Raw genomic sequence first — 22,878 nt, forward strand, 5'->3', positions numbered from 1 at the left:
TGGACCGCAACCGGGACCACCTCCGGGTACCCGGAGTTACCGAGCTGAATCATCGGTGTTTGTGCCGGACGTACGCCGGGAGCGCCAGCCAGAACGTCAGGAACCACAGCAGCACGCCGGCGACCACCGCGACGGCGGCACCGCGGGGGAGGACGACGTCCAGCGCGATCAGCAGCCCGCCGCAGATCGAGGCGACCAGAAACACCATTCCCGCGCGGGCCAGCCGGTCGGAGATCCGTACCAGGTGGTCGCGCAGACCCTGCCGGTAGAGGGACCGGTGAAAGGCGACCGGGGCCAGGAACAGCGCGACCGCGAGAGCGGCGGCGGTCAGCGTGCAGGCGTACACGGCATGAGTGAACCCGTCCGTGGTGTGGAACTGGTTCTGGAACGCGATTCCGAGCAGGAAGGCGAACAGGATCTGCGTGCCGGTCTGCACGAGCCGCAACTCCTGGAGCAACTCGTTCCAGTGCCTGTCGAGGCGCTCGCCGGACGTCTCGCCTTCGCGCTCGTACGAGAGCCTGTCCATACCTGCTCGTACCCCGGCGGCACCACGCGCATGCAGGACGGACGGCCGGGCACCGGACGCCCGACCAAGGGAGGTCATGATGCGGGCGTTGGTGCTGAACTGCACGCTGAAAGCGTCGCCGGAACGGTCGAACACCGAGCAGCTGGCCGGGATCGTGGCGGACGGGCTGCAGCGCGAGAAGGTGGAGGTCGAGTGGCTACGACTGGTCGACCTCGCGATCAGCCCCGGGGTGACGAGCGACGAGGGCTCCGGCGACGAATGGCCGTCCGTGCACGAGAAGCTCCTGCGGAGCGAGATCCTGGTGGTCGCCACGCCGACCTGGCTGGGTCGGCCGTCGTCGGTCGCGCAGCGGATGCTCGAGCGGATGGACGCGATGATCTCCGAGACCGACGACGGGCGGCCGGTCGCGTACAACCGGGTCGCCGGAGTCGTGGTCACCGGCAACGAGGACGGCGCGCACCACGTGATCTCCGAGATCGGCGGCGCCCTCGGCGACATCGGTTACACGATCCCCGGGCAGGCCTGGACGTACTGGAACAGGGGCCCCGGCCCCGGTCCGAGCTACTCGGAGACGGCCGAGGGCCACGACTGGTCCGCGCGAACGGGCCTGGCGATGGCGGCGAACCTGGCCGCGGTGGCGCGCGCCCTCGAAGCCCACCCGATCCCGAAGAACGGCTGACCGCGATGGGGACGATCGATCGGATCGCGGAGCCCTGGGGGACACGGGCGGCGTACGGACCGGGGGAGGACTGGCCGGTGCGGGTCGACCTGCGGCTGGACGACGGGGTCGGCCCGGACGAGGTCGACCGCTGGGTGCAGTCGGCGGCGATCCTGCACTCCAACGGCGACGGGCTGGACATCGCGGTCAAGGACGGCCGCATCGTCGGTGTCCGCGGTCGCGCTGTCGACCGGGTGAACCACGGCCGGCTGGGGCCGAAGGATCTGTTCGGGTACCAGGCGAACAACTCCGCGGACCGGCTGACGGCACCGCTGATCCGCCGGGACGGGGAGCTGGTGGAGACCGACTGGGACACCGCGATGTCCGCGGTCGCCGGGCGGACGAAGGAACTGTTCGCCGAGCGCGGTCCGAGCTCGATCGGCTTCTACACGACCGGCCAGCTGTTCCTCGAGGAGTACTACACGCTCGCCCTGATCGGCCACGGCGGCATCGGCACCAACCACCTGGACGGCAACACCAGACTCTGTACGGCGACCGCGGCGGCGGCGCTGAAGGAGACGTTCGCCTGCGACGGCCAGCCGGCGTCGTACACCGATATCGACCACGCCGACGTGATCGCGCTCTACGGCCACAACATGGCGGAGACGCAGACGGTGCTGTGGACGCGGATCCTGGACCGCCTCGCGGGCCCGAACCCGCCGAAGATCCTCTGCGTCGACCCACGCCGTACGCCGGTGGCCGAGGCTGCGACGATCCATCTCGCGCCGCGCCCGGGGACCAACGTCCCGCTGATGAACGCGATCCTGCACGAACTCATCGAGAACGAGTGGGTCGACCGCCAGTACGTCGACCAGCACACCGTCGGGTACGACGAACTAGCGAAGCAGGTGGCGGGCTGCGACCCGGAATGGGCCGCCGAGCTCTGCGACCTCCAGCCGGGGGACATCCGCGACGCGGCACGGCTGCTCGGTACGGCGGAACGGCTGCTGTCGACCGTCCTGCAAGGCTTCTACCAGTCGCACCAGGCGACCGCCGCCGCCGTCCAGGTCAACAACGTCAACCTGCTCCGCGGCATGCTGGGCCGGCCTGGTTGCGGGATCCTGCAGATGAACGGCCAGCCGACCGCGCAGAACACCCGTGAGTGCGGCGCGGACGGTGACCTGCCGGGCTTCCGGAACTGGGCGAACGACGACCAGGTCGCCGACCTCGCGCGAGTCTGGAACATCGACCCGCAACAGATCCCGCACTACTCCGAGCCGACCCACCTGATGCAGATGCTGCGGTACGTCGAGGACGGGTCGATCCGGTTCCTGTACGTCAGCGGGACGAACCCGGCGGTGTCGTTGCCCGAACTGCACCGGATCCGGAAGCTGCTCACCCAGGACCGGTTGTTCCTCGTCGTCCAGGACATCTTCCGGTCGGAGACCGCGGAACTCGCCGACGTGGTGTTGCCCGCGGCAACGTGGGGCGAGAAGACCGGGACGTTCACGAACGCCGACCGTACGGTGCATCTGTCCGACAAGGCGGTGGATCCGCCGGGCGCCGCGCGGGCCGACCTGGACATCTTCATCGACTACGCGCAGCGGTTGGAGCTGAAGGACAAGGACGGCGGGCCGCTCGTGAAGTGGACCGACGCCGAGGGCGCGTTCGAGGCCTGGAAGGAGTGCAGCGCCGGCCGGCCCTGCGACTACACCGGGATGAGTTACCAGAAGCTGCGCGGCGGCAGTGGGATCCAGTGGCCGTGCAACGCCGAGCATCCGGACGGCACCGAGCGCATCTACGTGGACGGCGACTTCTGGAGTACGCCGTCGTACTGCGAGAGCTACGGCAAGGACCTGGTGACCGGGGCGCCGGTGGATCCGGTCGAGTACCAGGCGCTGAACCCGTCGGGGAAGGCGGTGCTGAAGGCCGCGGAGTACGTGCCGCCGCACGAGCCGACGACGCCGGAGTACCCGTACCTGCTGACGACCGGGCGGACCCTGTACCACTTCCACACCCGGACGAAGACGGGCCGCGTCCGCCAGCTGCGGAACGCCGCGCCCGAGGTCTGGGTCGAGCTGTCGGCGTACGACGCCGAGCAGCACGGGTGGGACGAAGGCGATCTGCTGCGGGTCAGTACGCCGCGGGGGAGTGTGCAGGCCCGGTTGCGGATCAGCGGGATCCGGCCGATGACGCTGTTCCTGCCGTTCCATTACGGCTACTGGGACGCTCCCGGCGGGCCGCCCGAGCGGGCCGCGAACGAGCTGACCGTGACGGACTGGGACCCGTGCTCCAAGCAGCCGTTGTTCAAGTGCGCGGCCGCGCGCGTCGAGCGGGTCGCCCTGGGCAACGCACCCTCGGCCGCGCCGACCACGACGGCGTCCAAACCGGTCGGCGGCGGCATCCGCCCGACTGTCGGCGGTATCGACGCGACCGTCGTCGAGCACTTCGAGGAGTGACACGCATGACGAACAAGGTGGGCCTGGCGATCCGGGAGCTGCACCGCGCCGAGAACGACCTGGCCGCGGAGCTGCTGCAGGCGTCCAGCCGGCACAAGGCGGACCACGACATCTTCTACCTCGGCCGGGATCTCGCCCGGTGGTCGCAGGAGCATGTCCGGGAGCTCGCGAAGCACGGCAAGAACTACGGCGTCGAACTGGACGCCGAGCCCGCCGACGAACCGGGGCTGCTGGCCGCGGTCCGGCAGAAGGGTGCCGAGCTGATCGGCGGGTACCACGATCCCGCGCTCCTGCTGCTGAAAGACCTCCGGGAGATCCACCGCAAGGCAGCCGGCGTGTCACTCGACTGGGAGGTGCTGGCGCAGACCGCGCAGGCGCTGAAGGACTCCGAGTTGCTCTCCCTGACGAAGGCCAGCCACCCGCAGACTCTCCGTCAGCTTCGTTGGGCCAACGCGTCCCTGAAGACCAACGCAGCGCAGATCATGGTCACGCCTTAGGCGGATCCTCCGGGTGCTGTTCGAGCAGGTGCAGCACCGGTACGCCGAGGTGCCGGCGGGCCTGGGCCGACCAGTCGACGTGGAGCAGCTCGGCGATGACGTGTGGACGGGTCAGTACGACGACCTCCTGGCCGTGCATGTCCTTCAGCGCGTCGATCGGTGGACGGTGGGTGATGCTGCCGTCCGCCTCCCGGCCGTGCGAACGAAGCCGGCCGACGCCGCGTTCGACGGCGGCCGTCGCCTGCGCGTCGACCGCGTGTTGTGCCTCCTCCGCGGCCCGGCGGACGTCCTCGTCCGGGCGCATGGCGTACCGCGGTCCCGTCATCCCGAACACGTCGGAGCCCGCGATGCCCGCCAGCGAGGCTTCGACCTGGGCCTGGGCGTCCTCGCACGGGACGATCAGGTGGAACCGGACAGGTTCCGGCGTACCGGCGTACAGGTCGACCAGCCGCTCCGCGTCCGGGGCGCTCAGTTCTTCCTCGACGAGTACCAGCACGTCGTACATCAGGTGCCTCCCGCCGACGTCGGCAGTTGGGTGCCCTTGGACAGCGGGGCATTGCCCGCGGCCGCCTGGGTGAGCCGGTCGAGGGCTCTTGTCCAGAAGACGTCGTAATGGTGGACGCGGCCGGGCGAGATGCCACCGTGCGTCAGGATCAGGTGCGAGCCGGTCCGCGCCGGAACGACGTCCACCAGGACCGTGCTCGGCCCGTGCGGCGGGTTGTCGAAGTCGGCCTGGAAGTAGTGCGGCGGGTCGCACGTCGTGACGAGCCCGGTCTCGTGCTCCTGTGGGCCGGTCGCGACCAGGAAACCGCCGTACTGCGTGTCGCTCAGCTGCGTCGAACCGAGCCAGCTGCCGAGGAGTTCCGGTCTGGTGATGAGGTTCCACAGGCGGTCCGCGTCACAAATCAGCGTCCTGACATACCTGAGTTGGGGCGCCCGAACCGTCCGTCCTGGGTGTGTCGTTGTACGCGCCATACACACACCAGTGCCCAAGGTTCGCCACGGGTAGTCGTGGCTACCAGGGATCCCGGACGTAGTTGATGTAGCCGATCGTGCTGCCGACCAGCAGCGTGGCGGCCAGCACGAGGATCAGGATGTCGCGGAAGCGTTCGACGCCGAGCGACGTGGTGTAGAACGAGTCCGGGTTGCGCTGGTCGTAGACGACGTCGACCTTGTCGCCGATGTGCCGGGCGCGGCTCCACAACTGGACCGGTTGGGTGGTGGTGTGGAAACTTCCGTCCGCGGACCGGAAGCCGACGGTGACCTCGGTGCCGCCGCCGGTGCCCTGGGGCTCGTGTGGAAGCTTGCGGGTGGCGACGATCTCGCCGCGGGCACGGGCCTGGTGGTCGGCCAGGTCACCGAGGTCGTTGATCCGGTGGACGCCCCAGATCAGCGTGACGACACCGGCCGCGAAGAGGCCGACGGCCATCGCGGTGAACACGATCCAGGTAACGGCGGCGCCCAGTCGCTTCCGGCGGGTCAGCCGCCGCGCCGAGTACTGGGTGCTCACACCTCTCAAGAGAACTCAGCGGTGGTGTTCTGTCCACTCGAACCGGCGCGCCGCGCCGCCGTTGTGACTGTCTGAAGATGCCTGTCTTCACCCCTTGACGAGCAGTTCTGCGCAATGGCTAACTGTCGGCACCCGCCTGCCCGAGGAGACTCGATGCGCCTGCTCCGGTCTGCTGTCTGCGTGCTCGCCCTGGCCGCCCCGTTCACACTCGCGCCACCGGCCGGCGCGACCCTGCCACTCGCACCGAAGGCTGCCGCTCCCGCGGTCTCACCCGCGCCGCAGCAGCTCGTGCAGCGCTCCGACGGCTTCCCGATCACCCCGGTCGTCGGCCTCGTCCGGACCGCGCGCACCGACGCCGACGCCGAGCGCGTCGTACGGCAGGCACTGTCCCGCGCCGGCGTGACGACGATCCGGACCACCGACGGCACCGACCCGGGTACGCCGACCACGATCTGGCTCGGCCGCGACACGGCGGTGCTCTCCGCGCTGCACGTGGCGGACAGCACCGGTCTCCCCGCCGAAGGGTACGTACTCGCGGCCGGCCGGGACGGCGACGACCGCGCCCAGGTGGTGCTGGACGGCGTCGACGGCGACGGCACCTTCTACGCGGCGCAGTCGCTCGCGCAGCTGATCCAGGACGGCTCCGGCGTGGCCGGCCGCGACTGGTTGCCCGGCGTCGCGATCCGGGACTGGCCGACGATGCGATACCGCGGCGCGATCGAGGGCTTCTACGGTACGCCGTGGTCGCAGGCGGACCGTCTCGACGAGCTCAGCTACCTCGGCGAGCACCGGATGAACACCTACGAGTACGCGCCGAAGGACGACCCGTACCACCGAGAGCAGTGGCGTGACCCGTACCCTGCGGACAAGCTCGCGCAGCTCGCCTCGTTGGTCGCTCGGGCCCGGCAGAACAAGGTCGATTTCACGTTCGCGCTGTCGCCAGGGTTGTCGATCTGCTACACGTCCGAGACCGACTTCCAGGCGCTGATCGCGAAGTTCCAGGCGCTGTACGACGTCGGCGCGCGCTCGTTCAACGTGCCGCTCGACGACATCGACTACAACACCTGGCACTGCGACGCGGACAAGGCGAAGTACGGGACGGGCGGTGGCGCCGCAGGGCGGGCGCAGAGCGACCTGCTGAACCGGGTGCAGCGCGAATGGGTCGCGTCCAAGCCGGACGTCGCCCCGCTGCAGATGGTGCCGACGGAGTACTACAACGTCAGCGAGACGCCGTACAAGAAGGCCCTGCGGGAGCAGCTCGACAGCCATGTGGTCGTGCACTGGACCGGGATCGGGGTGGTGCCGCGCACGATCACCGCCGCACAGGCCGCCCAGGCGAAGGCGGTGTTCGGTCACGACATCCTGATCTGGGACAACTACCCGGTCAACGACTACGCGGCCGGCCGGCTGCTGCTCGCGCCGTACACGGGCCGCGAACCCGCGATCGCGGACAGCGTCGCCGGCGTCGTCTCGAACCCGATGAACCAGGCCGCGGTCAGCAAGGTCGCGCTGTACTCGTTCGCCGAACTCGGGTGGAATCCGGCGACGTACGACCCGCAGGCGTCCTGGCGCCGGGCCCTCGCCGAGCGGGCGAGCGGCGACCCGGCCGGGACCGCCGCACTCGAGGTGTTCGCCGACCTCAACACCTACGACGGCACGCTGCACCCGGAGAGTGCGCCCGTGTTCGCGGCCGCGGTCGACCAGTTCTGGCAGCTGTGGCGGTCGGGCCGGCGCGCCGACGCGATCGCCGTACTGCGGCCGAAGGTGGCGGCGATCGCGGCCGCCCCGGCCACGATCCGCGCGAAGGTGGTCGACCCGGCGTTCGCCGACCAGGCGGAATCGTGGCTGAAGGCAACGGAACTGTGGGGCCGGGCGATGGACCGCGCGCTCGACCTGCTGGCCGCCCTGGACGCCGGTGACGGAGCGGGCGCCTGGGCCGCGCGGCAGCAGGTGAACGCACTCGTCGTCCAGGCGAAGGCGATCCGCGACAGCCGGCTCCCGCACAGCGGCACCTACCCGCGGATCGGCGAGGGGGTCGTCGACGAGCTGATCGCCGAGACCGCCCGCGTCCACGACCGCTGGCTCGGTGTCCAGCCCGGACGGACGGCGACGACCAACCTCGGCACGTACCAGGACAACGTGCCGGCCCGGATGCTCGACGGCGACCCGAACACGTTCTACTGGAGCAACGGCGCGCCGAGCACCGGCTCCGAGGTGCGCGTCGATCTCGGTCAACTGTCGACAATCGGATTGATCACCCTCCTGATGGGGAAGACGTCCAGCCCGAACGACTACATCCACTCGGGTGTCCTGGAGTACTCGCCGGACGGCACCCGCTGGACCGAGCTCACCCGCGCGACGACGGCCGAGGTCCGCGCCACTGCTCCGGCGGGCACGGCCGCGCGCTACGTCCGGTACCGCTCGTTGAGCGCGAGCGACTACTGGCTGGTGGTTCGCGAGTTCACGGTCGAGACGACCGGCGGGCGGACGACCACACTGACCGCGAGCGGTGCGCCGGCCCCGGCGGCGGGCTCGGCGTTCCGGCAGGCGGTGGACGGCAACCTCGACACGGCGTACGTGCCGTCGACCGCACCCGTCGCCGGTGATCTGTTGACAATCGGATTGTCGGCACCGCGGGAGCTGGCCGGTCTCACGATCCTCCAGGGGAGCGTCGGTTCGGCGGACGTGGAGGTCCAGGTCGGGGGAGTGTGGCAGCGGATCGGCACGGTGTCGTCGGCGTACGCCGAGCTTCCGGTGCCGGACCTGAAGGCGGACGCCGTACGGCTGGTGTGGACGGGCGGTACGCCGACCGTGGCCGAGGTGGTGCCGCTGTGGTCGGACACCCCGCTCGCCGCGCTACGCGTCGACGAGAACCGCGCCGACGTGATCCGCGGCGAGACGTCGACCTTCACCGTGGACGTGGCCGCCGAGCGCGGCGTGGACGTCGACGGGACCGTCGCCGTCACCGCGCCCGCGGGCTGGACGGTCGACGCGCCCTCCACCGTGACCGTCAAGCGCGGCTTCACCCAGTCCGTCCCGGTCAAGCTGACACCGCCCGCCGACGCACCCCTGGCCGACGTGGACATCCCGATCAGACTCACCGTCGGCCAGACCGGCTTCGACGCCGTACTGCGAGTCGCCGTCCGCCCGCGCACCTCGACCACGAACGTCGCCCTGCACCGCCCGGTCGTTGCCTCCAGCACCGAACCGGGTACGTCGTTCACCGCCGACCTGGCCGTCGACGGCGACACCGGCACCCGCTGGGCGTCCGGCTACGACGACGCCTCCTGGTTGCAGGCCGACCTCGGTACGCCGACCCGCCTCGGCAAGCTCGTGCTTCGCTGGGAGACGGCGTACGGATCGGCGTACCGGATCCAGGTGTCGGACGACGGGACGACCTGGACCACCGCGACCGAGGTGACGAACGGTGACGGTGGCGTCGACACGCTCTGGCTCGACACCACCGCCCGCTACGTCCGCCTGCAAGGCGTCCACCGTGCCACGCAGTACGGCTACTCGCTCTACGAGCTGGAGGTCTACCCGGCCGTCTGACAGGTGCCCAGTCCGGCCACTCGACATGAGAGGACGCTGAGAGGCGTGTGTGTGCCGCGGCACGGCGATCTACGGTGGAGGAGTGGGCACGGGGCAAGGGGTCCGGCAGCTGACGCGTTTCCTGGGCGTCAGTGCGCTCGCCGGTGCGCTCGCTGCCGGTCTCGCGGTGCCGATCGCGGGTTTCGTCGGCGTCGGCAGCAAAGCGGTGGTGGACACGCTGAACACCCTGCCGAAACCGTTGAACAGCCGCCCCGCGGACGTCGGGACGCGGATCCTGGCCGCGGACGGCAGCCTGATCGCGAACCTGTACGAGGAGAACCGGGTCCCGGTCGGGCTGGACAAGATCGCGCCGGTGATGCGCCAGGCGATCATCGCCACCGAGGACTCGCGGTTCTACCAGCACGGTGCGATCGACCTGCAGGGCACTCTGCGGGCCCTGATCCGCAACCACGCCGAGGGCACCCAGGAGGGCGGCTCGAGTATCACCCAGCAGTACGTGAAGCTCACGCTGCTCGAGGACGCCCGGACGCCGGCGGAGCAGCGCGCCGCGACGGCCCCGACGTACCAGCGGAAGCTGCTCGAGCTGCGGTACGCGATCGCGGTCGAGCAGCAACAGTCGAAGGACCAGATCCTCGACGGATACCTGAATCTCGCGAACTTCGGGGACGGCGCGTACGGCGTCCAGGCGGCCGCCCAGCACTACTTCGGCGTGAACGCCGCGAACCTGAGCGTGCCGCAGGCCGCGATGCTGGCCGGGCTGGTGCGGAACCCGAGCGGCTACGACCCGGTCTACCACCCCGCGGCGGCGACCGACCGGCGCGCGACCGTGATCCAGCGGATGCTCCAGCTCGGCAGCATCTCGGTCGCGGAGGCGAACTCGGCGCTCCGGTCACCGGTCATCGACCTCTCCCGGATGCACCTGGTGCCGAACGGCTGCGGCAACTCGGTGTACCCGTTCTACTGCGAGTACGTCGCCTCCAAGCTGCTGGCCAACCGGGCGCTCGGCGACACCGTGCAGGCGCGCGACCGGTACCTGAAGACCGGCGGCCTGACGATCCGGACGTCGCTCGACCCGCGGATCCAGGCCGCCGCGCAGAAGTCGATCGACGAGCAGAGCAGACCGAACGACAGCACTGTCGCCGCGATCACCGTCGTCCAGCCCGGGACCGGCCTGGTCAAGGCGATGGTGCAGAGCAAGCCGTACGGCGAGGGCCGCCACCAGACGGCGTACAACTACAACGTCGAGAAGTCGTACGCGGGCGGGTACGGCGGGTTCCAGAACGGTTCGACGATGAAGGCGTTCACGATCGCGGCGGCGATCCAGCAGGGCATCCCGATCGACTACAAGATCGACTCCCCGAAGCAGATCGACCTGAGCATGGTGCCGTACCGGACCTGCAAGGGATGGACGCGGGACCAGAACTACCAGCCGAAGAACTCGACGAAGAGCGGCAACTTCACCATGGTCGACGCCGCCCGGTACTCCGTGAACACGTACTTCCTCCAGCTGTCCCGCAAGACCGGGCTGTGTTCGATCGCGACGATCGCAGGCAAGCTCGGCATGTACAACGCGCAGACCCTAGGCCCGCTCGACCAGGTGGTCTCGATGACGCTCGGCGTCGGGTACGTGACCCCGCTGATGCTGTCGAACGCGTACGCGACGTTCGCCGCCCGCGGCGTGTACTGCCAACCGCTGCTGATCACCTCGATCAGGGACGAGAACGGCAAGTACCTGTCGACGCCGAGCCAGTCCTGCAAGCAGGTCCTCGAACCGTGGGTCGCCGACGGCGTCAACCGGGTGCTGAGTGCGGTCATGCAGCCCGGCGGCACCGGCGGCCACCTGAAGTTCGGCAGCTGGGACCTGGCCGGCAAGACCGGCACCATCAACCAGAACCTGGCCGTCTGGTTCTCCGGCTATACCCCGGACCTGGCCGCCGCCGCGGTCGTCGCCGACGCGACCCCGCCGTACCAGAACCTGATCGGGCAGACCCTCGACGGCCAGTCGATCTCCGACCCCACCGGGTCCGGCACCGCCGGCCCGCTCTGGGAGGCCGCCATGCAAGGCGCCCTCGAAGGCCTGCCCCACGACCACTTCACCAGACCGCCCTCCCGCGTCCTCGGCAGCCTCGGACCGTAGCTACGCCGTCGGGTCCGGGCCGAGGGCGCTGTCGAGGAGGGTGCCCAGCTGGTCCAGCTGGGCGGCGGTGAGGGGGTCGAAGGAGTTCTCGAGTACGGCGTCGACGGCTTCCTGGCCTTCGGCGCGGAGCTCTTCGCCCTTCGCGGTGAGGCGGTGTTTGACGGCGCGCCCGGGGCCGGGCACGCGTTCGATCAGGTCGCGGTCGGCCATCCGGGTCGCCAGCGAACCGAACGACTGGTCGGTCTGGAACGTGAGGACGGCCAGGTCGTGCAGGGAGGCGTCCGGGTTGCGGTGCAGGTGGCGGAGGGTGTCCCACTGCACGAGCGAGAGCCCGAGCGGGGCGAGTGCGCGGCTCAGCGCGCGGTGGTGACGGTACTGCAGGCGTTTGACGGCCAGGGCGACGTCCGCGGGCTGGTGTTTCATGCCGATCACTGTATCAGGTTGCTTATATCAAGATCCGGATCTAAGGTTCCTGATATAAGCAACCTTGTGAGGGAGTAAAGATGAGCACGCCGATTCCGGCCGGAAGTCTCCGGCCCGTACGAACCCTGACGACCGCCGCCGGCCTCACCGTCCAGGACCGCGACCGCACCCGGCCGTTCCTGTTGCTGCACGGTGGTGGCGGCGTCCTGACGATGGCCGGCTTCGCCGACCTGCTCGCCGAGCGCACGCATTCGCGGGTGCTGCTGCCGACCCACCCCGGCTTCGGCGGTACGCCGCGAAGCGCCGGGCTGACGAACGTGCGGGACCTCGCCGCGGCGTACGTCGCGATGCTCGAGGAGCTCGACCTCGCCGATGTGACCGTGATCGGGAACTCGTTCGGCGGCTGGCTGGCGGCGGAGATCGCGTTGCGGCACAGCCCGCGGGTCAGCGGTGCGGTGATCGTGGACGGGATCGGCATCGAGGTCGAGGGGCAGCCGTTGACCGACGTCAGCGGGTTCTCGGCGACCGAGATCCAGAAGTTCTCCTGGCACGACCCCGGCAAGGCGCCGGTGCCGGCGACCGCGGGCGGGACCGGCCCGAGCCCGGACGTCCAGGCGCTGATCGGGTACACCGGGCCGACGATGTCCGACCCGACGCTGGCGGAGCGGCTCGGCGGCATCGACATCCCGGTGCACGTGGTCTGGGGCGAGAGCGACCGGATCGCGGGGCCGGAGTACGGCAAGGCGTACGCCGACGCGATCCCGCCGGCGACGTACACGCTGCTGCCGCGGACCGGTCACCTGCCGCAACTGGAGACGCCCGAGGAACTGCTCGGCGCACTGCTCGGACTGGGGGCGTGATGACGACATTGACCGTGACGCGGATCGGGCATGCCTGCCAGCTGATCGAGATCGGTGACCGCCGGATCCTCACCGATCCGTGGTTCACCCAGACGGCCACCTATTACCAGGGCGAGCGGGTGGCGTCCCAGGTCGCGGACCTCGGCCGGATCGACGCGGTGGTGGTCAGCCACGAGCATTACGACCACTGCGATCTCGACGCGCTCGTCGACGGCGGCTTCGATCTCGGCGTACCACTGGTCGGACCGGGGACGGTGGCGGCGATCGCCCGGAACAAAGGCTTCCGGGACGTCCGCGCGATCGAGGCGTGGGAGGCGACCGCCGTCGGCGATGTGCGCGTGACCGCGGCGCCGGGGAAGCACGGCGTGCACGAGATCACGTTCGTGATCCAGAGCGGTGGACGGACCGTGTACTTCGGGGGCGACTCGCTGCGGGTGCCCGAGCTGGACACGATCCCCGAGCGGTTCGGCCGGATCGACCTCGCGATCCTGCCGACGAACGGCCTCTGCATCCGGCCGATGAACCTTGAGCAGGTCGTGATGGACGCCGAGGAGGCGGCGGAGCTGACCGCCGTACTCGATCCGACCGTCGCCGTCGCCCAGCACTACGCGTTCCACAGCGGCCGCCTCGGCGACCAGATGATCACCAAGGGGGACCAGGATCCCCGCCACTACGCCGACGCCGTTGCCCGGCTCGCGCCGCAGGTCGACGTACGACTGGTACTGCCAGGTGTCCCGGTGACCGTCCGATGAACCGCAACTTCGTGCCTGCCGTCGCCGACGACCTCCCCACCGGCGAACGCCCGATGATCGCCGTCGTCCGCGCGATCCCCGGCCACGAGGATCAGTTGGCCGCTGCGATCACCACCCTCATGACCGCGGTCCGCGGCGAGCCCGGCTGCCGCGAGTTCCGCTCGTTCCGCAGCGTGCCGGACCCGGGCACGTTCTACTTGTACGAGATCTACACAGACACAGAAGCCTTCCGCGCTCACCTCACCACAGACCACGTGGCGCACTTCTTCACCGAACTCGCCCAGCACAGCACCTCCGACGCCGAGGCCTTGGTGCAACTCGTCGAACTGGCTTGACCCCCGCCGCTTGTTCAGCGGGTGACGCGGTCGACGCGGTGGCCGGTGTGGTCGAAGAGGTGGATTCGGGTGGTGTCGACGGCGAGGTGGACGCGGGTGCCGCGTTGGAGTTCGGTGTCGACGGGGAGTTCGACGACGAGGTCGGCGCGGCGGTGGGTCGGGCCGTGGGGCTCCGGCTCGGGCTCCGGCGGGGTGCCGAGGCCGAGGCGGGCGCGGAGACGGGTGAGGAGGGACGGGCCGGCGGCCTCGGCGGGTATGGCGTGCGCGGGCGCCGGGCGGCCGATCCGGTCCGGGTTGACGACCTCGATGCCGCACTGGACGAACGCGATCGACTGCTGGCCGTGGAACTCGAACGCGCGGATCGTCCCGGTCAGCTGATTCGGCGCGTCCTCGCCTGCGATCAGGCGGAACGCGTTCGAGCGGGCGCCGACGATCACCGGGGCGCCGTGGTGGTGCCGCAGGATCAGCGAGCGGCGGTCGGTCGGGTCCAGGCCGATCGACTGGCCGCCGAACTCGAGCCGGACCCGGTGGTGCGCGGTCACGTTCACGGTCGCGGACAGCAGGTTGATCCGCGGCGTCCCGAGGAAGCCGGCCACGAACGCGGTCGCCGGGTCGTTGTAGACCTGCGTCGGTGTGCCGACGTCCTCGATCCGCCCGTCGCGCATCACCGCGATCCGGTCCGCGAGCGTCAGCGCCTCGACCTGGTCGTGGGTGACGTACAGCGTGGTGACCTTCAGGTCGCGGGTCATCGCGCCGATCTCCTGCCGGAGCTCGGTCCGCATCGTCGCGTCCAGGTTCGACAGCGGCTCGTCGAGCAGGAACACCTGCGGCCGCCGGACCAGCGCCCGCCCGATCGCGACCCGCTGCCGCTGGCCGCCGGACAGCGTCCGCGGCATCCGGTCCAGGACCGACTCGATACTGAGGATCTGCGCCAGCCCGGCCGCGGTCGTCCCGGCCTCGGCATCGCCCTGCCCGGCGATCTGCAGCGGGAACATGATGTTCTCCTGGACCGTCCGGTTCGGGTAGAGCGCTCCGGTCTGGAACACCATCGCCACACCCCGGTCCCGCGGCGCCATGTCGGTGCCGTTGGTCCGCCCGAACCACACCTCGCCCTCGGTCACCCGCTCGAGCCCCGCGATCATCCGCAACAGCGTCGTCTTCCCGCACCCGGACGGCCCGAGCAGCACCATGAACTCGCCGTCCCCGATCTCCAGCGACAGCTCGTCGACGGCCACGTGTTCGCCCTCGAACACCTTGGACACCGCCTCGAGCCGGATCGCCGTCATGTACGCCTTATACGGGAAGGACAGGGCCACCGGCAAGAACTACTGCAGCTAGCTGCAAGTTGTTGCTGAATGCTTGACTGTTGCCTGTGGCAACTAGGCGTTGATGGTTGAGCCGTTGACGACCACCGTACCGAGGGTGCCGAGCGGGTTCGACGCGTCCGGGGCGAACAGCAGGAGATCGGCCCGGGTGCCAGGTTCGAGGCGGCCGCGGTCACGGAGGCCGAGGAGGTTGGCCGGGGTGGCGGTGGCCATCGTGACGGCGACGTCCAGTGGGAGGTGGGTCGCGGCCCAGCGGAGGCAGTCGAGGAGTGAAGCGCCGCTGCCGGCGAGGTACGGCGTACCGGTCAGGCGGAGGCCGCCGTCGGGGGTCACGGTGACCGCGCCGCCGACCGCGGTCCGGTAGTCGCCGGGGGCGCACCCGGCCAGCGCCGCCGCGTCGCTGGTGAGGACGCAGCGCCCGGCGCCTTTCGCGCGGACCAGCGCGACGAACGTGTCGGCGGGGAGATGGTGGCCGTCAGCAATCAATCCGGCGGTCAGGGCGTCCTCGGCGAGCTGCGGCCAGATCGGGTTCCGGTGCCGGTCGATCTGTGCCGGCAGCCCGTTGCCGAGATGCGTCGACAACCGTCCGCCGGCGGCCGCGAACGCGTGCACGTCTTCGGCGCTCGCCAGCGAGTGACCGACGGACGGCAGTACGCCGTTCGCCGCGAGGTGCCGGGTGAACCCGATCGCGCCGGTGCGTTCCGGTGCGATCGTCATGATCGCGATCGCCCCGTCGGCCGCGGCCTGCCAGCGGTCGAACTCGTCCGCGTCCGGGTCCCGGATCACGGCCGGGTCGTGCGCCCCGCGGGCGCCCTCCACGGACGAGATGTACGGACCCTCCAGATGCAGGCCGGGGACGCCGTACCGCACGACCGGGTCGTTCGCGCGGGCCGCGGCGGCGGTCTTCACGAGTGTGGTGGTGGTCGCGTCGTCGGCGGAGATGATCGTCGGGCAGACCGTGGTCACGCCCTGCGCCCACAGCGTGCGGACGAGCGCGGGCAGTGCGTTGGCGGCCGGGTCGTTGACGTCCAGGCCGGCGTACCCGTTGAGCTGGACGTCGACCAGGCCGGGGATCAGCAACAGGTCCGGCGCCGACGGGTGGTCGGCGACCTCCTCGATGCCGGCGGGGGAGTACCGCACCCGCACGCCGCGGCCGTCCGCCGTACGGCCTTCCAGGACCTCACTCGTCACAGTGCGCCTCCACGGGCTCGGGGTACCGGTCCAGATAACTACATCTTGGGACTGACGGCAAAACCTGCTACTTTGCTGCAAACGTTTGTAGCCTATCCTGCCGTCCCGAGGAGCGCATAGTGCCTGTCACCCAGATCGAGGATCTCCGCCTCGAAGTCTTCGCCGCCACCGCCGACATGGCCGCCGCGGCCGCCGCCGGTACCGCCGAGCTGCTCACTCGTGCGGTCGCCGAGCGCGGCACCGCCCGGGTCGTGATCGCCACCGGCAACTCGCAGCTCGCGTTCGTCACCGCCCTGGCCGGGTACGACGTCCCGTGGTCGAAGGTCACCGTCTTCCACATGGACGAGTACGTCGGTATCGACGCGAACCACCCGGCGTCGTTCCGGCGCTGGATCCGGGAGCGGATCGCCGAACCGTTCGGCCCGGCCCGGGTCGAGTACATCGACGGTGAGGCGGCCGACGTCGAGGCCGAGTGCGCGCGGTACGAGGCGTTGCTGCGGGCGGCGCCGATCGACCTGACCTGTATGGGGATCGGCGAGAACGGGCACCTCGCGTTCAACGAACCCGGGCAGGCGGACTTCGACGACCCGCGGTGGGTCAAGCAGATCACGCTGACCGCGGAGTCGCTGCGCCAGCAGGTCGGCGAGGGACATTTCCCGGACATCGCCGCGGTGCCTCCGACCGCGATCTCGCTGACGGTGCCGGCCCTGCTCAGCGCCCGCGAAGTACAGGTGGTCGCTCCCGAGCAACGCAAGGCCGCCGCGGTCCGCAACACGCTGACCCTGCCGATCGACGCCACCTGCCCGTCGACGATCCTCCGCCGTACGCCGCACGCGAAGCTCTACCTGGACGGCGCCTCCGCCGGCGACTCCCTCGACCTGCTGCCGGCCTGACCACACGAACGGATATCCACCGGGCTTGCCGGTTCTCCCGCCTTGTCACGGGGGGAGAACCGGCGACGCGAGGGGTTATCCGTTCGCGTGCTCAGGGGGTGAGGAGCGCGGGGAGGTTGACGGGGCGGTGGGTGGTGGCGGACTGGGCCAGGGCGTCGCCCATGGCTACGGCGTACGCCGCTTCCGTGCTGGTGGCGAGCAGGCCCAGTTCGACGGATTCCGGGCTCGGGCCGGCGAACAGGTCGTGGCGCATCCGCGGGTCGGCACCGCCGTGGCCGCCCTGTTCGGCGGCGACCTCGACGACGCGGGTCGGGCCGAAGAGCTCGGCGACCCGGATCCGGTCCGAGTCGGGCAGCGGGGCGCCGTCCACCGTGCGGCCGTGCAGCAGGTCGATGGAGCCGTGCGTACCGGCGATGCTCAGCCGGAAGCCCTCCCAGGTGCTGGAGAAGTCGATCGAGTACGTCAGCATCGCCCCGCCGGGGTAGCGCGCGACGGCGCTGTAGGTGTCCTCGACGTCGATCTCGGCGTCGTAGAGGTAGAGCGGCCGATCCGCCGGATACTGCCCCGGGTAGTGCAGCCCGAACAGCCCGGCCCGTACCTGGGAGTCGGCCGGGAAGACCCCGGATCCCTGCTGGGCAAGGAAGTACGGATCCTCGGCCCGCGCTGCCCGATGCGGGCTGGACGGGCCGTAGTAGTTGAGTGCGCCGTACCCGAAGATCTCCTCGGGGGCCTCGCCGATCCACCAGTTGAGCAGGTCGAAGTGGTGTGACGACTTGTGCACCTGCAGCCCGCCGGACAGCTCGCGGCGACGGTTCCAGCGCAGGAAGTAGCTCGCGCCGTGCCGTAGGTCGACGTGGTAGTCCATCACCACGCGTGTGACCCGGCCGATCGTCCCGCTCTGGATCAGCCGCTTCACTTCGCGGTGCGCGGCGACGTACCGGAAGTTGTGCGTCACTTGCACGCCCCCGCCCGACGCGCGCTCGGCGGCGAGCACCTCGCGAGCGGCAGCGGCGGTGGTGACCATCGGCTTCTCGCTGACCACGTCGATGCCGTGCCGGAGCGCCCCGAGGATGTACTCGGCGTGCGTATGGTCCGGAGACGTGACGATCACCGCGTCCGGTACGACGGTCTTCAGCATCTCGTCGTAGTCCGCGAAGTACGGGATCGGCGTCTCGAGTGACGCGTTGAACTCGGCGACCCGGTCCGCGTCGGTGTCGACGATCGCGACCACCTCGGCGTACTGCGAGAGGTCGTCCACGTCGACGCCGTACCCGAAACCCCCATCGGCGGTTCGGTCGCTGAGGCCGAGGATCGGGAGGACGAAGCTGGCGAGGCCGCGGGCGGACAGACCGCACACGGCGTACCGGCGGATGGCGGGCATCGGGGCTCCTTCAGTCGAGCAGCCGGCAGCAGGCGCTGTCGGCGGCGAACAGGCCAAGACTCTCGAACAACGTGCGTGCGATCACCCGGTGGCCGCGGCCGCTCGGGTGCGTCGGGTCGGCCATCCACTCGGCCGGCGCCCACCCGTCGCCGGCCGCGGTCCAGTGCGCGAAATGGTCGACCAGCAGGACGTCGTGCTCCGCGGCGACGGCGCGGATGGCGTCGGCGTACGCCGGGAGGTGGTCGCCCAGGTGGTTCCGGCAGGTGCGCAGGACCGCGGTGGGCGTCTGCGCGACGACGAGCGCGCCGGTCTCCAGAATCGTTGTCAGCAAGGTGCCGTAGCGCTCGGCGAACCGCGCGACGCCGTCCGGTCCGGCCTTCGCGTCGTTGGTGCCGACACCGATCACCACCAGGTCGGGCGCGAGGTCGAGCGCGGCCGGGAGGCGGCCGATGGTGTCCTCGGTGGTCGCGCCGGAGACGGCCCAGCGGACGAACGAGTCGCCGTACCGGGTGAGCTCGTAGCGGACGCGTTCCTCGAGCAGTTGCACGTAGTCACGCTCGGCGCCGGTCCAGTGCGCGCCCTGGGCGATGCTGTCGCCGATCGTGGACCAGCGGATCGGTTCGTCCGACCGCAAGGCGGCCACGAGCCCGGTGGGATTTGGCATGGCGACCACGATAGCAACATTCTCTGCTATTGCGACAAACGTTTGCAGTCCGTATCGTCCAGCGCATCCCCTCCGCCGCAGAGGAGTCCGCCATGAACGACGTTCCCGCTGTCACCCGTCGCAGTCTGCTGGCCGGTACGGCAGCGACCGCCTTCCTCGCCGCAGGTACGACGACCCCGGCCCGCGCCACGTCGTCCGCTCTCACCCTTCCGAACCCACCCGCCGACGGGATCGGCCGCGGGCAGGTCTTCGACAACTCGATCCCGGACCGCTCGGTGTACGCCGGGCTCGTCCAGTTCGTCTGGGGAGCCTCCAGCCTCGCGCAACCGGCCGGCGCGGTTCCGTCGGCGTACATGCCGGCCTTCCGCGACTACGACAAGACGCACACGCTCGCGTGGTACCAGGCGAACCACCCGGAGTGGGTGGTGTACCTGGCCGATCGGACCACGCCGGCGTGGGAGTTCGGCAACACGACGTACGTGCCGATCGACTTCCAGAACCCGGACGTCCGGACGTACTACTGGAACGCGTTCGTCCAGCCGAAGATCGACGCCGGCTACCCGATCATTGCCCTGGACAACGTCGGCACCTTCAACGCGTTCCTGAGCGCGGGACACTGGCAGGGCAGCACCTGGATCCAGCAGTACTCCGGGGAGCGGGTCGACACCGCCTGGTCGAGCGCCGTACTGGACTGGCTGTCGTACCTGTCCGGCCGGCTGCACGGGCTCGGGATCGGGCTGGCCGCCAACATCACCTGGAACGGGTCCGTCGTGCTGTCCGACATGCTCGAGGCGGTGAGCCTGGTCGACGTGTACGTCGACGAGCAGGGCTTCACCGTGCACCGGCCCGGGAACTACAACGACACGGCCTGGCTGGACAAGTACAACTTCACCCGGCAGATCGCGGCACAGACGCTGCACTTCGCGATCAACCAGACGACCGAGGAGACGCTCGCCACCGCGACCCAGGAGCAGCTCGACTGGGCGGTCGCGAACTATCTGCTGTATCGCGAGCAGAAGAGCATGATGACGCTCTGCGGGCTCGGCGAGTACCACGTGTGGGTGGACTGCCCGCAGTTGCACACGAACATCGGCGCCCCGTCGGCCGCGCCGGTGCACGACGCGTCCGGTGCGTACACGCGTTCCTATCAGCGTGGCCTCACCTTGGTGAATCCCTCGTCCACCGCGACCGCGGTGGTCTCGCTTCCTTCCGGGACCTGGACCGATCTGCACGGCGCCACGGTCTCCGGCCAACTGTCGCTCCCGCCCAACTCGGGCAGCGTGCTGGCTCACTGAAAGGACCCTTCATGAGACTCCGCCGAATGTCCTCGGCCGCGGTGATCGTCGCCGTCGGCCTGGGAATGCTCACAACGACCGCGCAAGCGGCCGAACCCGACAGCGCAGGCGGTAGCTGTCCGCCGCCGGCGTCCGGCGTACCGCTGCCGGTGACGCGGGATCACGGCGTACTGCAGGCACAGGTGTTCGACCGGCAGGTGCCGGATCCGTCCGTGTATGCGGGACGGGTCGGGTTCGTCTGGGGCGCGTTGAAGGCGGCGCAGCCGGCCGGGGTGCTGGCCAGTTCGTACGTGACCGCGTTCCGGAACGCGCCGGCGCGGCAGTACACGCCGGAGTGGTTCAGGACGAACCACCCCGACTGGATCGAGTACACCGCCGACCGGACGACGCCGGCGTGGGAGTTCAACAACCAGGTGTACACGCCGATCGACATCAGCAATCCCGAGGTCCGGCAGTGGTTCACGACGAACCTGATCGATCCCGCGCTCGCCGCCGGGTTCACGACGATTGCCGTTGACAACATCGGCGTACGGAACGACTTCCATGTCAGCGGGCACTACGACAAGGACGGGAACTGGGTGCAGCAGTTCGGCGCCGACCCGAAGGACCCGGCGTGGGTCGCGGACGTACTCGACTGGCTGCGGTACCTCCGCGACTACGCGCACGCGCACGGGGCGTCGGTGGCGTTCAACCTGACGTTCAACGGGAGCCTGCACGACGAGTTCCAGGACAAGTCGCCGGAGTACCTGGCGGCGCTGGACCAGATGATCGACATCTCCGACATCTGGCTGAACGAACAGGGCTTCACCGTGCACCGCGTCGAGAACGTCGTCGACGACGAGTGGCAGATCATGTTCGACCTGCTCCGCCGGCACCGCTGCAAGCCGTCGGTGATCATGAACAAGCTCCCCACCGACTACTGGTACCAGTCGACCCCCGAACAGCGTCAGTGGGTGGTGGCCAACTACCTCCTCTATCGCGAGTCTCCCGCGATGCTGGAGTCCACCGGCCGCAAGGACTACGCCGGCTTCAACGAGATCCCCGAAATGTCGGCCGACCTCGGCACCGCGATCACCCCGCCGGTACGTCGCGGCCCGATCCTGTGGACCCGCCTCTACCGCGACGGAATCACGATCGTGAACCCGTCCTCGGCCCAGCCGTCCACCGTAGACCTCCCGGCCGGCACCTACACCGACCTCCATGGCGTCCACTACACCGGCACCATCACCGTCCCCGCCAACACCGGCCTCGTCCTCAAACGCTCCTGATCCAAGCACGCACCGCTCCCTTCCGGGGAGCGGTGCGTGCTCACCGGAGGTTTTCCGGGGGGATGCCGGTGGAGCCGCGGATCACCAGGCGGGTTTCGAGTTTGACTGTGGTGGTGGGGGTTTCGTCGTCGTGGAGCTGGTTCAGGAGGAGGTCCACGGCGGCGGAGCCGAGTTCGGCGGCCGGGACGTGGATGGACGTCAGCATCGGGTGGGTGACGGTGGACAGCGGGCTGTCGTCGATGCCGATGACGCTGATCTCGCGGCCGACCTGCATTCCGCGTTCGGTGAGGCGGGACATCACGCCGAGGGCGATCAGGTCGTCGTACGCGATGGCGGCGGCGACCTCCGAGGACTGCAACAGATCCGCGGCCCGCATGCCGGCCTGGATCTGGGGCTCGAAGGGGCCGAGCTCGCGGAGCTCCACGTCGTTGTCGGCGCACGCCTTGGACAGGGCGTCGCGACGTTGCTGGTTGGACCACGAGCGGCGCGGACCGGCGAGGTAGGTGATCCGGCGATGACCCAGCGAGACGAGGTGCTCGACGGCCTCTTGCATTCCCTCGTTCTCGTCGATGACGACACTGCCGGCGCCTTCGACCTCGCGGTTCACGAAGACGACCGGGAGCTGCTGGGCGAGCCGGGTGAGCTCGGCGGGAGCGGTCCGCGGTGACGCCAGGATCAGCCCGTCCACCTGGCGGCTGAGCCCGCGGGCGAGCTCGAGCTCGTCCGCCACGTGCTCGTCCGTGTCCGCGATCAGTACGGCGTACCGCTTGTCGCGGGCTCTCGCCTGGACGGACTTGATGATCGGCGGGAAGAACGGGTTCGCGATGTCCGGGACGACCAGGCCGACGGTGTCGGTGCGTCCGGACACCAGCGAGCGGCCGGCCCGGCTCGGTGCGTAGCCGAGCTGCCGGGCGACCCGCTCGATCCGGGTCCGGGTCTCGGCGTTGACCTTCTCTGGATCGGTCAGCGCCCGTGACACGGTCGACGTCGACACGTTGCAGGCCGCGGCCACCTCCGCCAGCGTGACAGCCAAGGCAAGCTCCCCAAGTCGCGTACGGATAGATCTTGGCATCGTAGCGCAAACGATTGCCGCCGCTCTGCACCCTGATTGTAACCACTTGGACGAGTTTCGACTGCAAACCGTTGACTCTT

General features: G+C 69.8%; 21 protein-coding genes. 11 read left to right on the plus strand and 10 right to left on the minus strand.

All coding sequences use genetic code 11. The annotated features are described in order from the left end of the window. Positions 1–49: 49 nt before the first annotated feature. On the minus strand, positions 50–526 hold the full coding sequence (locus AB0M51_RS12630) for a DUF6328 family protein (RefSeq protein ID WP_344187684.1): 477 nt from the start codon (positions 524–526) through the stop codon (positions 50–52). A gap of 79 nt (positions 527–605) precedes the next feature. Here AB0M51_RS12630 and AB0M51_RS12635 point away from each other — a divergent pair, with 79 nt between their 5' ends. From AB0M51_RS12635 to AB0M51_RS12645, 3 genes are read left to right on the plus strand one after another with little or no spacing between them, the layout of a single operon-like run. Next, positions 606–1,205: an NAD(P)H-dependent oxidoreductase gene (locus AB0M51_RS12635; RefSeq protein WP_344187683.1), complete on the plus strand. Its 600-nt coding sequence runs from the start codon at positions 606–608 to the stop codon at positions 1,203–1,205. A 5-nt stretch (positions 1,206–1,210) separates the two neighbouring features. Continuing rightward, the gene (locus AB0M51_RS12640) at positions 1,211–3,643 is read left to right on the plus strand and encodes a molybdopterin-dependent oxidoreductase (RefSeq protein WP_344187682.1); all 2,433 of its coding nucleotides are present in this window, start codon (positions 1,211–1,213) and stop codon (positions 3,641–3,643) included. Positions 3,644–3,648: 5 nt separating this feature from the next. Continuing rightward, on the plus strand, positions 3,649–4,140 hold the full coding sequence (locus AB0M51_RS12645; protein ID WP_344187681.1) for a hypothetical protein: 492 nt from the start codon (positions 3,649–3,651) through the stop codon (positions 4,138–4,140). Here the strand turns inward: AB0M51_RS12645 and AB0M51_RS12650 are convergent. From AB0M51_RS12650 to AB0M51_RS12660, 3 genes are read right to left on the minus strand one after another with little or no spacing between them, the layout of a single operon-like run. After that, positions 4,130–4,645, minus strand: a complete 516-nt coding sequence (locus tag AB0M51_RS12650; protein WP_344187680.1) for a hypothetical protein — start codon at positions 4,643–4,645, stop codon at positions 4,130–4,132. The two genes, AB0M51_RS12645 and AB0M51_RS12650, sit on opposite strands and share 11 nt — an antisense overlap. Then, positions 4,645–5,115, minus strand: a complete 471-nt coding sequence (locus tag AB0M51_RS12655) for an SRPBCC domain-containing protein (protein WP_344187679.1) — start codon at positions 5,113–5,115, stop codon at positions 4,645–4,647. Before AB0M51_RS12655 ends, AB0M51_RS12650 begins: the two co-directional genes overlap by 1 nt. Before the next feature lie 40 nt (positions 5,116–5,155). Next, complete coding sequence (locus AB0M51_RS12660; RefSeq protein ID WP_344187678.1) at positions 5,156–5,650, minus strand: DUF3592 domain-containing protein; 495 nt, start codon at positions 5,648–5,650, stop codon at positions 5,156–5,158. 153 nt (positions 5,651–5,803) lie between these two features. On the opposite strand from AB0M51_RS12660, the gene AB0M51_RS12665 reads away from it, so the two are divergent. Beyond that, positions 5,804–9,202: a beta-N-acetylglucosaminidase domain-containing protein gene (locus AB0M51_RS12665; protein ID WP_344187677.1), complete on the plus strand. Its 3,399-nt coding sequence runs from the start codon at positions 5,804–5,806 to the stop codon at positions 9,200–9,202. 82 nt (positions 9,203–9,284) lie between these two features. Next, positions 9,285–11,339: a transglycosylase domain-containing protein gene (locus AB0M51_RS12670; protein ID WP_344187676.1), complete on the plus strand. Its 2,055-nt coding sequence runs from the start codon at positions 9,285–9,287 to the stop codon at positions 11,337–11,339. Here AB0M51_RS12670 and AB0M51_RS12675 read toward each other — a convergent pair whose 3' ends face one another. After that, the gene (locus AB0M51_RS12675) at positions 11,340–11,762 is read right to left on the minus strand and encodes a MarR family transcriptional regulator (protein ID WP_344187675.1); all 423 of its coding nucleotides are present in this window, start codon (positions 11,760–11,762) and stop codon (positions 11,340–11,342) included. Positions 11,763–11,842: 80 nt separating this feature from the next. On the opposite strand from AB0M51_RS12675, the gene AB0M51_RS12680 reads away from it, so the two are divergent. The 3 genes from AB0M51_RS12680 to AB0M51_RS12690 are packed head-to-tail and all read left to right on the plus strand — an operon-like array spanning position 11,843 to position 13,709. After that, the gene (locus tag AB0M51_RS12680; RefSeq protein ID WP_344187674.1) at positions 11,843–12,622 is read left to right on the plus strand and encodes an alpha/beta hydrolase; all 780 of its coding nucleotides are present in this window, start codon (positions 11,843–11,845) and stop codon (positions 12,620–12,622) included. After that, positions 12,622–13,374: an MBL fold metallo-hydrolase gene (locus AB0M51_RS12685; protein WP_344187673.1), complete on the plus strand. Its 753-nt coding sequence runs from the start codon at positions 12,622–12,624 to the stop codon at positions 13,372–13,374. Before AB0M51_RS12680 ends, AB0M51_RS12685 begins: the two co-directional genes overlap by 1 nt. Beyond that, positions 13,371–13,709 (plus strand): putative quinol monooxygenase, encoded by a 339-nt coding sequence (locus tag AB0M51_RS12690; RefSeq protein ID WP_344187672.1) that lies wholly within the window; start codon positions 13,371–13,373, stop codon positions 13,707–13,709. Before AB0M51_RS12685 ends, AB0M51_RS12690 begins: the two co-directional genes overlap by 4 nt. Before the next feature lie 14 nt (positions 13,710–13,723). Here the strand turns inward: AB0M51_RS12690 and AB0M51_RS12695 are convergent, their stop codons facing one another. Both AB0M51_RS12695 and AB0M51_RS12700 read right to left on the minus strand, forming a co-directional pair. After that, positions 13,724–14,995: an ABC transporter ATP-binding protein gene (locus AB0M51_RS12695; RefSeq protein WP_344187671.1), complete on the minus strand. Its 1,272-nt coding sequence runs from the start codon at positions 14,993–14,995 to the stop codon at positions 13,724–13,726. A 93-nt stretch (positions 14,996–15,088) separates the two neighbouring features. Beyond that, on the minus strand, positions 15,089–16,225 hold the full coding sequence (locus tag AB0M51_RS12700) for an amidohydrolase family protein (RefSeq protein ID WP_344187670.1): 1,137 nt from the start codon (positions 16,223–16,225) through the stop codon (positions 15,089–15,091). Between the two features lie 119 nt (positions 16,226–16,344). On the opposite strand from AB0M51_RS12700, the gene AB0M51_RS12705 reads away from it, so the two are divergent. Beyond that, positions 16,345–17,118, plus strand: a complete 774-nt coding sequence (locus AB0M51_RS12705; protein WP_344187669.1) for a glucosamine-6-phosphate deaminase — start codon at positions 16,345–16,347, stop codon at positions 17,116–17,118. Between the two features lie 91 nt (positions 17,119–17,209). On the opposite strand, the gene AB0M51_RS12710 is transcribed toward AB0M51_RS12705, so the two are convergent. Continuing rightward, a complete protein-coding gene (locus tag AB0M51_RS12710) occupies positions 17,210–18,499 on the minus strand; it encodes a Gfo/Idh/MocA family oxidoreductase (protein WP_344187668.1) in 1,290 nt (429 codons plus the stop codon). Positions 18,500–18,509: 10 nt separating this feature from the next. Then, a complete protein-coding gene (locus AB0M51_RS12715; protein ID WP_344187667.1) occupies positions 18,510–19,163 on the minus strand; it encodes an SGNH/GDSL hydrolase family protein in 654 nt (217 codons plus the stop codon). A 92-nt stretch (positions 19,164–19,255) separates the two neighbouring features. Here AB0M51_RS12715 and AB0M51_RS12720 point away from each other — a divergent pair, with 92 nt between their 5' ends. Further along, positions 19,256–20,458 (plus strand): hypothetical protein, encoded by a 1,203-nt coding sequence (locus AB0M51_RS12720; RefSeq protein WP_344187666.1) that lies wholly within the window; start codon positions 19,256–19,258, stop codon positions 20,456–20,458. An 11-nt stretch (positions 20,459–20,469) separates the two neighbouring features. Beyond that, a complete protein-coding gene (locus AB0M51_RS12725) occupies positions 20,470–21,726 on the plus strand; it encodes a putative glycoside hydrolase (protein ID WP_344187665.1) in 1,257 nt (418 codons plus the stop codon). A gap of 40 nt (positions 21,727–21,766) precedes the next feature. On the opposite strand, the gene AB0M51_RS12730 is transcribed toward AB0M51_RS12725, so the two are convergent. After that, on the minus strand, positions 21,767–22,759 hold the full coding sequence (locus tag AB0M51_RS12730; protein ID WP_344187664.1) for a LacI family DNA-binding transcriptional regulator: 993 nt from the start codon (positions 22,757–22,759) through the stop codon (positions 21,767–21,769). Positions 22,760–22,878: the final 119 nt, after the last annotated feature.

The organism is Kribbella sp. NPDC051137 (assembly GCF_040682535.1).
Lineage (GTDB): Bacteria > Actinomycetota > Actinomycetes > Propionibacteriales > Kribbellaceae > Kribbella > Kribbella karoonensis.